Annotated in this window: 9 protein-coding genes; 6 read left to right on the top strand and 3 right to left on the bottom strand. The window is 46.0% G+C overall.

The window, feature by feature from the left end:
* Window positions 1-35 precede the first annotated feature (35 nt).
* From J7623_RS01295 to J7623_RS01285, 3 genes are all read right to left on the bottom strand, one after another.
* Window positions 36-803: a sulfite exporter TauE/SafE family protein gene (locus J7623_RS01295; protein ID WP_291916329.1), complete on the bottom strand. Its 768-nt coding sequence runs from the start codon at window positions 801-803 to the stop codon at window positions 36-38.
* Window positions 804-872: 69 nt separating this feature from the next.
* A complete protein-coding gene (locus J7623_RS01290) occupies window positions 873-1,760 on the bottom strand; it encodes an alpha/beta hydrolase (protein WP_291916327.1) in 888 nt (295 codons plus the stop codon).
* Window positions 1,761-1,829: 69 nt separating this feature from the next.
* Entirely contained in the window at window positions 1,830-2,393 is a 564-nt protein-coding gene (locus tag J7623_RS01285; protein WP_291916324.1) for a TetR/AcrR family transcriptional regulator, read from the bottom strand.
* 482 nt (window positions 2,394-2,875) lie between these two features.
* On the opposite strand from J7623_RS01285, the gene J7623_RS01280 reads away from it, so the two are divergent.
* The 6 genes from J7623_RS01280 to J7623_RS01255 all read left to right on the top strand — a co-directional run bounded on the left by J7623_RS01280 (window position 2,876) and on the right by J7623_RS01255 (window position 13,376).
* A complete protein-coding gene (locus tag J7623_RS01280) occupies window positions 2,876-4,492 on the top strand; it encodes a glycoside hydrolase 43 family protein (RefSeq protein ID WP_291916322.1) in 1,617 nt (538 codons plus the stop codon).
* Window positions 4,493-4,762: 270 nt separating this feature from the next.
* On the top strand, window positions 4,763-5,344 hold the full coding sequence (locus J7623_RS01275) for an RNA polymerase sigma-70 factor (RefSeq protein ID WP_291916319.1): 582 nt from the start codon (window positions 4,763-4,765) through the stop codon (window positions 5,342-5,344).
* A gap of 161 nt (window positions 5,345-5,505) precedes the next feature.
* Window positions 5,506-6,774 carry a FecR family protein gene (locus tag J7623_RS01270; protein ID WP_291916316.1) on the top strand — a complete coding sequence of 423 codons (1,269 nt, stop codon included), beginning with the start codon at window positions 5,506-5,508 and terminating at the stop codon, window positions 6,772-6,774.
* A 297-nt stretch (window positions 6,775-7,071) separates the two neighbouring features.
* The gene (locus J7623_RS01265) at window positions 7,072-10,344 is read left to right on the top strand and encodes a TonB-dependent receptor (protein WP_291916313.1); all 3,273 of its coding nucleotides are present in this window, start codon (window positions 7,072-7,074) and stop codon (window positions 10,342-10,344) included.
* 32 nt (window positions 10,345-10,376) lie between these two features.
* Window positions 10,377-12,242 (top strand): RagB/SusD family nutrient uptake outer membrane protein, encoded by a 1,866-nt coding sequence (locus tag J7623_RS01260; protein ID WP_291916310.1) that lies wholly within the window; start codon window positions 10,377-10,379, stop codon window positions 12,240-12,242.
* A 36-nt stretch (window positions 12,243-12,278) separates the two neighbouring features.
* Window positions 12,279-13,376, top strand: coding sequence for a discoidin domain-containing protein (locus tag J7623_RS01255; protein WP_291916308.1), 1,098 nt, complete (start codon window positions 12,279-12,281; stop codon window positions 13,374-13,376).
* Window positions 13,377-13,399: the final 23 nt, after the last annotated feature.

The raw sequence follows: 13,399 nt of genomic DNA, 5'->3' as shown, positions 1-13,399 counted from the left end.
TGCAAAGTTAATCGGTATTTCATCTGTTGATAATTTTAATGTTGATAATATTCTTTTAGAAAGAATAATAAGGTGATAGTGGCTCCCAGTACAATGATAATGTTGCGTAGTATCGTTTGCGGTATTTTCCGTGTTAATTTTGCGCCGTAATATCCTCCCAGTAAAGCGCCAGCCAGCATGATCAGTGTGTACTCCCAAACAATCATATGGGAAACGATAAACGCAATGGCTGCAATCCCGTTGTTAAAGGACACTAACAATACTTTGAGGCCGTTCATTTCGTTGAGTTGCCTGTATCCAAAGAAGCTGAAAACAGTGAGCAGTATCATGCCCAGCCCGGCACCGAAAAAGCCGCCATAAATCCCGATGAGTAATAAAGTAACTGCTTTGCCTGTGGGGCCGATATGATATTGCCGTCCGTTCAGGAACCTGTTGATGAGTACAGGGCTGGCTACGAATAGCAGCCAGGTGAAAAGCAGGAAAAACGGAACGAATTTACTGAACAGGCGGGGGGATGACATCACCGCCAGGCTGGCGCCGATGAGGCCTCCCAGCGTAATGGCAATAATGAGTGGCCCTGTGTGTTTCCAGCTATAGTCGGTATCTGTACGGTATGCGTTGATACTGGCGATGTTCCCCGGCCACAGCGCTACGGTGCTGCTGGCATTGGCAGCTAATGGTGCGGTCCCGATGGATATCAATGAAGGATAAGCAACGAAACCACCACCGCCGGCGGCAGCATTCATGGAGCTGCCAAAAATGGCGGCACCAAATAAAACGAGGGCATCTTGTGCAAGTATCATGGCGTAAGTACAATTTAGCGGTGTGAAAACCAGGGACGCGCTTTACGTCCCTGGTGTGTAACAGGACAATCAGGCAGTGGCTAATGATTTGCGGGCTACTTTTCTTCCGAGGAATTCCCTGATGGTGGCGGCAATTTCTTTCCCATGGCTTTCGAGGGCAAAGTGACCGGCGTCGAATAAATGATATTCAAGGTGCTTTACGTCTTTTTTATAAGCTTCAGCGCCGGCTACGGGGAATATGTAATCGTTTTTACCATATACAATCAGCATTTCCGGGTTATGCGTGCGGAAGTATTCCTGCCATTGAGGGTATAAGGTGGTATTGTTTTGATAGTCGTAGAATAATTGTAACTGTATACGATCATTGCCGGGGCGTTGCAGGTGGCGCAGATCCAGTTCCCAGTTATCGGGACTGATCACAGTGGCATCCGGTACACCGTGTGTATACTGCCATTTCAGGCCATCAACGCTATGGAATCCTTCCAGGGTACGTTCTGCTACTTTATCGTTTTTATCTTTCCAGTATGCTTTGATAGGATCCCAGAACTGCTGCAGTCCTTCATCATAGGCACATCCGTTTTGTACAATCAATGATTCAATTCTTTCCGGGTGTGCAGCCGCCAAACGGTAGCCCACCGGTGCACCATAGTCCATGAGGTAAAGACTGTAACGTTTCAGTCCGAGTTGGTCTAGCAGGCCCTGTACAATGTCGGCCAGGCTGGCAAAGGTGTAGGGGAAGTCCGCCATATGTGGTTGGGCGCTTCTGCCAAAGCCGGGATAGTCGGGCGCTATCAGGTAGTATTCGTCAGAAAGCTCCTGCATCAGGTTGCGGTACATGTGGGAAGAAGTAGGATAGCCGTGTAATAATACCAGTACTGGTTTGTCTTGCTGACCTGCTTCCCTGTAGAAGATATCGATGCCATTTACCTGGGTGGTGTGGTGTTTAACGTTGTTCATCTTATTAAGTTTTTAAAGTTTTTTAAATATTATTACCGAACGTTCGGTAAAATTAAAGTGAAAAAAATTTTACTCGTTAGTGAAAAGCATTTTCACATCAACCATCGCTTTTTGAAAATGGGAGGGATCACTTAATCCTTTGGACAATACCAGGCTTCCCTGCACCAGTACCAGAGATTGTCTTGCTTTCGCTTTCGCCTGCGCGGCAGTGAAGCCCTGCTCTACACCCAGCGCGGTAAACGCTTCCATCCACAGCAGCATTATCTTGCTGATCTGATCACCTACTGCTACTAATCCTGAGTCAAGCGACAGCGCATTCAGTATACAGCTTTTCTCACCATTCTGATACAACTCTTTGGTGTGTTGGATAGCCCGTTGTAATTTGGTGGCCGGCGCCACACCTTTTTCTGTCAGTACCAGGTAGATGTTGTCTTTTATCCACGTATACACGAATTCAAGCACCATCACGGCTATTTCATTCTTCCCGCCAGGAAACCGGTGATACAAACTTGCTTTCTGCAAACCAGTAGCCTTAGCCAGGTCATTGAGGCTGGCGCCTTCAAAACCCTTTGATTGTAACACAGACATCAGTCCTTCTATCAATTTTGCGTCGTCTATTTTCTGCGGTCTCATGAAACAAAGGTAAGGCGTTTTTTGATATTACCAAACGTTCGGTAAAATATTTTTTTAAAATTTTTCTCAAGACTTTTTTTCTTTTAGGGAGATGATCAAATTTGATCTGCCGGTTTTTGGGAAAGAAAAAACAAAAAATATTTTGCATCTTTGAGCCCCTGGTATTTTTATAATAAAGAAAGATGGACACATGACCATGGTAACAAGGTGATCTGTAATTGGCTGATATAAACAGATGCTTGTCTTGCATAAATGGTAAATGAGGTCGGCACTCAGTGAACAATTAAACATAGCGTGTTCCTTACTGTTATTCCACGATAATAGCTCCCCGGCCGGGACACGTTGTCATCAGTATCTATTCCTTTTTGTTGCAATCAGCAGCAGATGGTGGCGGAAGTCTTTTAACAGCTACGCCCCGGAAACTGATCCTGTCCGGAAAACAGGGTACGCAAACAGGAATCATTAAAAATGTAATCGTCATCATGAAAAAAATAGTATGCTTGTTTTTTTTGCTGCCAATGGCCGTAATACCCGGTATTGTACATGCGCAAAAGAAAGGAAACAACCAACAGTGGACTGCAGATAATGGCAATGGAACATTTAAGAATCCGCTCCTGTGGGGCGACTGGCCCGATCCGGATGTTATCCGCGTGGGCGACTGGTTCTACCTGGTCACTACCAGCATGCATTTTGTTCCGGGCAGTCCCATATTGCGCTCCAAAGATCTTGTGAACTGGGAAATGGCGGGTTATGCTGTAGACCGTTACGATGAAGATCCCCGGTATGATATGCAGGGAGGAACTTTGTACCTCAATGGCTCCTGGGCCAATACCATCCGGTATCATAACGGGTTGTTCTATGTGGGATTTTGTACACCGTATGGATGGGGCACAGAAAAAGGGCACTTTTCTATCTGCACTGCGAAAGATGTCAAGGGGCCCTGGACCAGGACTATTTTCCCGGAATACCTCTATGATCCCGGATTATTTTTTGACGACGACGGCAAAGTATATGTGGTACATGGCACCGGAACCCTTTACCTAACGGAGCTGGCAGCCGATGCTTTATCCGTGAAAGGAGAAAAGGTAAAGATATGGCAGGGCGCTATTACCCGTCCCCAGGGCTCTTCCGCGCCCGGCACGGCTTATGGCATGGAAGGTTCTCATATGTATAAAATCAACGGCTACTATTATATCACCAATCCTGCCGGCGGTACAGAAGGATGGCAGGTGTGTTTGCGCAGCAAACAGATTACCGGACCATACGAATCAAAAATTATTTACCAGGATGAAAGCAGTTATCCATCCAACGGGCTTCACCAGGGAGGCATGGTACAACTGAAGAATGGCGACTGGTGGTTTATCATTATGCAGGATCGCGGTGCTATCGGACGCGTACCACACCTGTTGCCTGTTAAATGGGTGGATGGATGGCCTATCCTTGGTGACAATGGGAAAGGATACAACAGTGGAAAAAAACCAGACATAGGAAAAGCTGTGGCAGTGACCGTACCTGCTACCTCCGATGAATTTAATACCCCGCAGCTGGGACTACAATGGCAATGGAATCACAACCCTGATAACAGCAAATGGTCGCTTACAGAAAAGAAAGGCAGCATGCGGTTACATGCTTCATATGCCAACGCACTCACAGAAGCGCGTAATACACTAACCCAACGGGTGCAGGGACCATCCTCCACTGGTAAGGCAGAAATGGATATGAGCGGCCTAAAAGAAGGAGATATCAGCGGCCTGGGCATCTTCCAAAGTCCCTACGCTTTTATTGGTATCAGGAAAGAGAAAAATGCCAATACACTGGTAATGGTCAACGATGGTAAAGTGATAGACAGTATCCCCGTGTCGCAAACCAGGATATGGTTCAGTGCGGCTATAACAGATAAAGGTTTCACTGCCAACTTTTCGTATAGCCTCGATGGTAAACATTTTACTCCTTTCGGAGATCAATTGAAAATGGGATTGGGGTATCCATGGACCGCTAACCGTTTTGCCCTGTTTAATTTTAATACTATCAAGGGAAATGATGGCGGCTACGTAGATGTTAACTGGTTCCATTTTACCGGCAGCCTACCAACGAAGTAGCTGTGCTGCTAAAAATGAAAGGCAGGGTATCTCTTTTTTTGAGTCCTGCCTTTTATTTTGCATCAGGTAAAACAGCAAGGGTGAAAAAAAGATATGAATCAATCAATTTTGGTGTAGTTTTATGAACGATTGCCCGTTACTTTAGCGCACATGCGGTTTTTATTCCTGATGAAAGCAGCGTGAGGCTTACTGGTGCAGTATCTGCGCTACTATTTTTGATCGCCTGAAAATCTGCATTTTTAATTTACCGCATAGGTACTTGCCTTTGATATGGTGTTAGATGTATTAGATGACGAAGATTGCTACAACCGGTTAAGGGCAGGTGATGAATTCGCATTTCGTCATCTGATAGGCGTGTATGGGCCGGTATTATGCCGTTATGCCGACAGGATGATTATGAACAGTGCAGCGGCCGAAGATATTGTAACAGAAGTATTGGTAAAAGTATGGGAGAAGCGGGAAACATTCAATTCATTTAATAACGTAAAACGTTTTTTTTACGTAGCTGCCAGGAATGCCGCATTGCAATACATACGCGACCGGCAGCGGGAGCAGCGGAAATTCGAGGCATTCAACGAAGTGCATAACGGCATCGCGGTGGATGAAGTGATTTATGCAGAAATGATGGCAGAATTACAAAAAGCCATTGCAGCATTACCAGCCAAAATGAAAGAAGTATTTATCCTGGGATATGTGCGCCAACTCACTAACCAGGAAATAGCGCTGCAACTCAACCTCTCGGAACAAACGGTCCGGAATCAGAAAACCAAAGCCCTCACTATCCTCAGGAATAAGCTGGGATACCGGTCACATCTCGAAATTTATCTTGCTATATTATTGCTGTTTCGTTAGTGTATAGCCGTATCCTGCCGCCAATGGGGCGATTTTAATTCCCTGTCAGAACGCTTTTATTTTTTGCATTTACCCACTGAAAAAAAACTTTGCCAAACCGATGGTACAAAGCAGGGTATGCGGCATTGTAATCATATAAGCAGAAAATTCTTTTGCATGCCATGAACGATGAACGAATGGATGAGGCCTTGCGTATAGCAGCGCTGATACAACAACTGAGAACGGGAAAAATAACAACCGAAGAGTTACAGGCCCTGCAGGCGTGGAGAGCAGCCGATGAGAAAAATGAGGCCACATTCCGGCAACTTAGCCACCCGTCACATTGGGAGCATGAGTGGCAGGCTATTGGAAAACATGATATCAACGCACTTACCGAACGGGTTTTTAAGTCGGCTGGTTTATCATTGCCCGAAACATCTGCCAGCATTCCGCAGAACGCTTCCCGGCGCGGACTTCGCCGTGTTTTATGGCAGTTAACGGCGGCCGCGGCAGTGATCTGCATGGGAACACTCATGATCCGGTATGTGATCAATATGCAAACAAATACGCATATCCCAGTGAATAAGCCGGTAATCCCCCCCGTGGCCATAACACCAGGTAGCAATAAAGCTACACTGGTGCTAGGCAACGGTGATGCCATCGCGTTAAAAGATGTAGCGGCAGATACCGTGGCATTACAGGGGGGCAGCCTCATTGCCCAGCACCAGGAAGGAGTGCTGGTTTATCAAAAAGCTGCTGCAGCCGTGAAGGACGCCAGTACCTGGAATACCGTATCCACGCCCAAAGGCGGTAAATATGAAATTGTATTGTCCGATGGTACACATGTTTTTCTTAACGCTGCTTCTACGGTTAAATTCCCGGTACCGTTCCATCCAAATAGCCGTGAAGTGGTGCTCACAGGGGAAGCTTACTTTGAAGTAACACATCTGTCGGAGAAAGGAAAGGCGTGGCCTTTCCTCGTGAAAATACGCCGCGCAAACCAGGAGGAAGGTACCGTAAAAGTATTGGGCACTCATTTTAACGTGATGGCCTACGATGATGAAAAAGCGGTGAAAACCACATTGGTAGAAGGATCTGTGAGTATGCAAAAAGGAACAAATGCAGTGGTGCTTAAACCAGGTCAGCAATCCTTATGGTTCCCACAAACCAATACCCTGCAGGTAAAACCTGCAGACCTGGAGGCGGAAACTGCGTGGAAAAACGGGCGTTTTCTGTTCCGCTCTACAGATATCCAAACCATCATGCGGCAACTCGCCAGGTGGTATGATGTAAGCGTAGACTACAACGGAGATATGACCGATATCCGTTTTGCCGGAAACATTGAACGAAAAGAAAATATCAGGGAATTAATAGAAATACTGGAAGCGGACGGCCGGTTGCGCTTCCTCATCACAGGGAACAAAATTATGGTATCACGCATTTCAAAATAAAACAAGGAGGAACAATGAAATAAAAAAAGTATACCAGCACACATCAGCCAAAATAAACCGGAATCCGCGGCCAGGCGGTATTCCGGTAGTAAACGTCCGCTTTTTCCACAAGGCGTAGAATTCCTGTTGTCTAAAACGAAACTATACAAATATATGTATTTGCTTACGCAATATGCACGCTCATTTTATTGGAGCATGCGAAGAACCAGAATCTTGTTACACATTGTTATGAGACTAGCTTTTTTTGTTTTATTAGTCGTCTGTCTGCAGGTACGGGGCAACGCCTATTCTCAAAAGATGAATCTTTCTGGAAAAGACCTTTCATTGGAAAAGGTGTTCTGGATGATTGGTCAGCAGAGTGGCTACCAGATTATATATAACCCCGACCTGGTAAAGCATGCTGCCAATATCGACCTGAATCTGAAAGAGGCTTCTTTGCAGGAGGTACTCGATGTATGCCTTAAAAATCAGGGACTCACCTATGTGGTCCGTTACAATACTATTATACTGAAGAAAACCGCCGATACAGAAGGCACTACTGCCCCTGTAATGACCATCCGCGGACACGTGGTCAACGAAAAAGGACTGCCCCTTGAAAGAGTAGGTATCCAGGAAAAAGGAACTACCAACGGTGTTTACTCCGATAAGAAAGGTGAATTTGTGATCACCGTCAGAGATGGGAATGCTATCCTGCTCTTTAAATATCTCGGCTATACCACCAAAGAAGTAGCCGTGAATAATCAAAGCTTCGTAGAAGTACAGCTGGCGCCATCTTCCATCGGTATCGACTCTGTGGTAGTCACCGGTTTTAATACCAAACAAAAGAAAATCAGTATCGTTGGCGCTATCACTACTATTTCTCCGCAGGAATTGAAAACGCCTTCCAGTACTTTGTCTTCTTCATTTGCAGGTAGACTATCAGGTGTGATTGCCCGGCAATCAACCGGTGAACCCGGCAGCGGCGCCCAGTTCTGGATCAGGGGAGTATCTACCTACGGCGGAACCGGTGCACTGATATTTCTCAATGGGGTACAAATTTCTTCCGGCGACCTGAATAGCATCGATCCCAGTAATATAGAAAGTTTCTCTATTCTGAAAGATGCTTCCTCCACGGCATTATATGGTGCCAGAGGCGCCAACGGCGTAATACTGATCGAAACCAAACGGGGCAGGATCATGGAAAAGCCGAGGATCACAGGCCTGGTGGAAAGCTCGGTTTCCTCACCTACACAGATTGTAAAGTTTACGGATGGTGTTTCCTATATGAAGCTCTACAACGAAGCATTGCGGAATGATAACCCCTATAATGCCGATCGTTATTCTCCTGAAAAAATTAATGGCACTGCGCAGGGATTAGATCCCTATATCTATCCTAATGTAGATTGGTATAAAATGTTGTTTAAAGATTATGCGCTGAGTCATCACGCCAACCTGAATGTGCAGGGCGGAGGACAGGTAGCGAGCTACTACATGGGGATCGCTTATTACAAAGACATGGGGATCCTGAACAACGGCTTACTCACCGGGTTTAAAAACAACATCGATAACAACCGTTTCAACTTCGTTAATAACGTAAGCGTAAAAGCTACAAAAACAACGGAGCTGGAACTGAATATCAACGCTGATTATTACCGGAACATTGGACCCGCTACCAGCGCTTCTGACCTGTTTGGTAGTGTAATGGGAGCCAATGGAGTAGATTTCCCGGCTTATTATCCTACGCCGGCCGACGGAGCACCGGATCATATTTATTTCGGCAATAAAACGGATGGGTTCCTGGGAGCCAATACACGCGATAATCCATATGCCGACATGGTCAAAGGATATAATCAATCGGCTGCCTCCACCATCCTCACCACGCTGAGAGGAAAGCAACAACTGGATATGATCACGCCAGGATTAAGTTTTAATGCCCTCATCTCCTTTAAAAACTGGTCCAGCAGTAGTATTGAAAGAACTTATACGCCTTATTACTATACCCTGGATAGCTATCGTAAAGAGGCCGATGGAAGATATATTTATAATCTGAACTGGATTGCAGCGGCAGGTGGTTCCACGGCGTTGGCCCAATCTGGTGATAACAACGGCGACAGAACATTGTACATGCAAACCACGCTGAACTACAACCGCGTGTTTAGCGATAAACATGATGTAGCCGGTATGCTGGTGTTTTTAAGAAATGAATACAATACCAACAAGCCCGGTGATAAAATTGTAGATGCGTTACCCTCCCGTAAGCAAGGCTGGGCGGGCCGCCTGGCATATGGATACGATTCCCGCTATTACCTGGAAGCGAACTTAGGTTATACCGGTTCTGAAAACTTCGCCGCCGGACATCGTTACGGTTTCTTCCCTGCAGGTGGTATTTCCTGGGTAGCGTCTAATGAATCTTTCTTTAAAGACATGGTATGGACTCATGCCATCAACCTGTTCAAAGTCCGTGCTTCATATGGCTTGTCTGGTAATGACCAGATCGGGGGCGACCGGTTTCCTTATCTGAGTGTGGTGAATATGAATAGTGGTAATGGTTTCACTACCGGTTACAACTTCGATAATGGGATGTCTGGTATACAAATTACCCGTTATCCGAATAATAATATTCAATGGGAGATAAGTAAAAAATTGAACCTGGGGGTAGATGTGGGCTTGTTCAACGACCTGACCCTGAATGTCGACTGGTTCCGCGAGATACGTAGCAATATCTATCAGCAGCGGGCTACCATACCGGCAACAGCAGGAGTGCTGAGTGCATTGCCCTATTCCAATATCGGGCGGGTATTGAATCATGGTATTGATGCAACGCTCTTGTATAACCACACCATCAGCAATGATCTGCAGGTGTCTTTCCGCGGAACATTCACGTACGCTACCAACAAAATATTATATTACGATGAACCGAATTATGCAGCAGCAGGTCTGCCTAACCTGTCGTTCGTCAATCATCCGCTGAATACCAATTTTGGATTAATAGCAGAACGGTTATTTATCGACGATAAAGAAGCTGCTAACAGCCCGGTATTCGTTGCTTCCAAAGCGGGAGATATTAAGTATAAAGATTTCAACGGCGATGGAGTGATCAATAACAACGACCGTATAGCGATGGGCTATCCCAGGGTACCTGAAATTGTATACGGTGCCGGGTTTACAGTGACCTATAAAAAATTTGATGTAGGTGTTTTCTTCCAGGGATTATCCCATATGTCTGATTACATCAGTGGGTTCCGGCCTTTCGGACGTTCTCAGAATAACGTGATAGCCGCCATTGCTGATAGTCATTGGTCGCCCGATAATCAGAACCTGTATGCCTTTTATCCAAGACTCACTGCGTTGGAAACGGCGCCCAACAATGAGCAGCGCTCATCCTGGTGGCTGCAGGATTTCTCATTCCTTCGCCTGAAACAAGTGGAAATAGGTTACAACCCGGTAAAAGCTGCCAGGGTATACCTGAGAGGTATCAACCTGCTTACGTTCTCGAAGTTTAAGTTATGGGATCCCGAACAGGGAGGCGGTAATGGCCTGGGATATCCTCCACAGGCGGTAGTCAATTTAGGCGCGCAGTTTAATCTCTGATAACATCCATTCATCAGTCGAAAAAGAAATTTATGAATCTCTTCAAACGTAAATATATATTCAGCAGCCTTTTGGTGGGGCTCTTGCTGTCAGGATTGTTGTCCTGTAAAAAGTACCTCGACATAGTTCCTCCCAATACTGCTACTATTAATACTGCTTTTCAAAACTATAGCACCGCATTACGGTTTTTATATTCCCTGTACGGTTATATGCCAACGGAAAATGATGCAGGTGTGGGTAACATCAGCGCCTGTGCTACCGACCAGGCGGTGATTGTATGGCAGAACAACGTAATTGCCAGGTTATTGAGAGGAGAACAGAACTCTTCTGATCCTTTATTCAACTATTGGGAAGGAAAAAACAGTATTCCCGGTATCAGTTTATTTGAGGGCATACGGCAGTGTTACATCTTTCTCGATAATGTAGACAAAGTACCCGGTGTTACTCCTGAAATAGCGAAGCGCTGGAAAGGAGAAGCCGTTTTTCTATCTGCCTACTATCATTATATCCTACTGCGTCAGTATGGGCCTATTCCGCTGATTGATCATCAGATAGATTTCACTGCCACCAGCGGTGACGATATCTTCCCGGCGCGGCAGTCGTATGACTCCTGCGTGAATTACCTGGTACGCAGATTTGATGAAGCTATGGCGCTGTTGCCAGCTACCATTCCTGCCCAGAATGAATTAGGCCGTGTTACCTCGGTTGCCGTAAAAGCCATGAAAGCAAGATTGCTGCTTACTGCCGCATCTCCGCTGTTTAATGGTAACAGTGAATACTACGCCAATTTCAAAAACAGGAATGGCCAGCCACTCATGAATGTGGCCTATGATAAAGAAAAATGGAAGCGCGCCATTGATGCCATCAAAGATGCCATGGATGCGGCTACGCAAGGAGGCCGACGCCTCTACCAGTTTGCCGACTATAAAGGTCCGACCAATATCTTCGAAAAAACGCGTCGTGATACCGGCATGATTGCTTATCGCTTTGCCATGGTAGATCCCTGGAATATAGAACTGATATGGGGATATTCTGTACCGGAAGGAAACTACCAATGGCAGCAGAACTGTGCGCCGCTGAGTGGTAACACCTACAATGGTATTGGCCCGAGTTTAAGAACGGTGGAAACATTCTATACAGAAAATGGATTACCGATCGATAAAGATCCTGCCTGGGCTTATGCGAAACGATATGAAGTAGATCCGGATGCACATACTATGAATGTAAACCTGCATCGCGATCCACGGTATTATGCATCTGTGGCTTATGATAATGGTAACTACCTGGTAAATGGTACCATTGAAACCATGCACTTCAAAGCCGGAGAAGCGCATGGATGGCGCTCCGGAGCTACCAACTATTCGCTTACCGGTTTCCTGGTACAGAAAGTGGTGCATCCGCAAACGGTGGCAGACGATAACAATTTCACATTAGTGCATTATCCGTGGCCACTCATGCGCATGGCGGAATTATATCTTTCTTATGCAGAAGCATTGAATGAATACTATGGTACCACCGCACAACAACAGGTATTGGATAACCTGAATGCGATCAGGCAAAGATCTATGTTGCCCACCGTACAGGCTTCCTGGGCAATGGCGGGCCATGCGGCGGTGTTTACGCAAGAGGAAATGAGGAGCATTATACGGCAGGAACGTACCATAGAACTGGTGTTCGAAGGACAATATTTCTGGGATATACGCCGCTGGAAACAGGGGGATAAATACCTGAATCAAACTATCTACGGAATGAATTTCCAGGGAAGCGATGAAGGTACTTTTAACCAGGTGACGCCAGTGTTGACACAGGTGTTTAAAACACCCGCCAGTTACCTTTTCCCGATCAGCGTACAGGAACTGAGCAAAAACGTAAACCTTGTCCAGAACCCGGGTTGGTAAACATCTTAAAAAAGTATTTATCTCAAAACATTCATTATGCTGCATAAAAAACTATTAGCAGGTATCCTGTCAGGGATGCTATTGATGAACCTGGTGAGTTGCAGGAAGAAAGAAGAAGCAGGTATACCACCTGCTCCGCTTAATAATGTGAAAGGAGTGGCCGGTTATGGCGAAGCTATTTTTACCTGGGATCCGGTAAGCAACAAGCCCGCCGATTCCGCTAATTATCTCTATACTTCCATTAGTTATACCGATAGTACCGGGAAGGTCAATGAATTTAAATTCAGTCGCTATACCGATACTGCCGTAGTGAGTAGTCTCACAGATAAGCCTTATGCTTTTACCATCAAAGCAGTGGGGCCTTCGGGCGCTGTGAGTGGTATTACTGCTTTGACGCTGACACCCAAGCCACCGGTATATATCGCTATTGCCGGTACGCTGCAGATATCGCCATCTATAGGAGGAGCACTGGTTACCTGGGAAAATAATTCCGGTAAAACCGTGATCGTAAATGCTGCCTATACAGATCCGGCAACCAATAAAGTAATGGCTAAGTCGTTTACCTCTGCCGCGCAGCACGGTGCCGGCTATCTTTCCGGCATGCCGGGTGGTAGTCCGCTGGCAGTGGTAGTAACGGTGACGGATATATCACGACGTCAATCCAACCCGGTAACGGCTACCATCACCCCATTAACTGAAATCAAACTTTCCCGCACCGGCTGGTCTATCGCCGGTTTCAGTGACCAGGAAGCAGGAGGGGAGGGCCCGGTAAGTGGCTACGCTACGGCAGCTATAGATGGCAACATCGGTACGTTCTGGCATACCAGTTGGGCGGAAGCCGAAACCCCTTATCCACACTGGATTGCGGTGAATATGGGAACAACGGCTACCATCTCCAGGGTAGGCCTGGTGAACCGACAGAATAATAAAGGCGGACAAACAGAAATACAACTCATGGGAAGCAACGATGGTCAAACCTGGACAGACCTGGGAACATTTCCTTTCCAACAGAAAAATGAAGAGCAATTTTTTTCTGTAGCGCCAAAGTCCTGGAAATATATAAAAGTGGTACTCACCAAGGGGCCGAATTTCTTCGGCTTCCTGGCTGAAATCAACCTGTATGGAGCATTGTAGATTTTTCATCCTCAAAATAAACA

Source organism: Chitinophaga sp. (genome assembly GCF_017745275.1).
Classification (GTDB): Bacteria; Bacteroidota; Bacteroidia; order Chitinophagales; family Chitinophagaceae; genus Chitinophaga.
This window is presented reverse-complemented; position numbering and strand designations above follow the sequence as displayed.

Excerpts from the sequence above, each read along its gene's own strand:
- J7623_RS01260 (WP_291916310.1), top strand. The coding sequence starts at position 10,377 with ATGAATCTCTTCAAACGTAAATATATATTCAGCAGCCTTTTGGTGGGG.
- J7623_RS01280 (WP_291916322.1), top strand. The coding sequence starts at position 2,876 with ATGAAAAAAATAGTATGCTTGTTTTTTTTGCTGCCAATGGCCGTAATA.
- J7623_RS01285 (WP_291916324.1), bottom strand. The coding sequence starts at position 2,393 with ATGAGACCGCAGAAAATAGACGACGCAAAATTGATAGAAGGACTGATG.
- J7623_RS01295 (WP_291916329.1), bottom strand. The coding sequence starts at position 803 with ATGATACTTGCACAAGATGCCCTCGTTTTATTTGGTGCCGCCATTTTT.
- J7623_RS01290 (WP_291916327.1), bottom strand. The coding sequence starts at position 1,760 with ATGAACAACGTTAAACACCACACCACCCAGGTAAATGGCATCGATATC.
- J7623_RS01265 (WP_291916313.1), top strand. The coding sequence starts at position 7,072 with ATGAATCTTTCTGGAAAAGACCTTTCATTGGAAAAGGTGTTCTGGATG.
- J7623_RS01270 (WP_291916316.1), top strand. The coding sequence starts at position 5,506 with ATGAACGATGAACGAATGGATGAGGCCTTGCGTATAGCAGCGCTGATA.
- J7623_RS01275 (WP_291916319.1), top strand. The coding sequence starts at position 4,763 with ATGGTGTTAGATGTATTAGATGACGAAGATTGCTACAACCGGTTAAGG.
- J7623_RS01255 (WP_291916308.1), top strand. The coding sequence starts at position 12,279 with ATGCTGCATAAAAAACTATTAGCAGGTATCCTGTCAGGGATGCTATTG.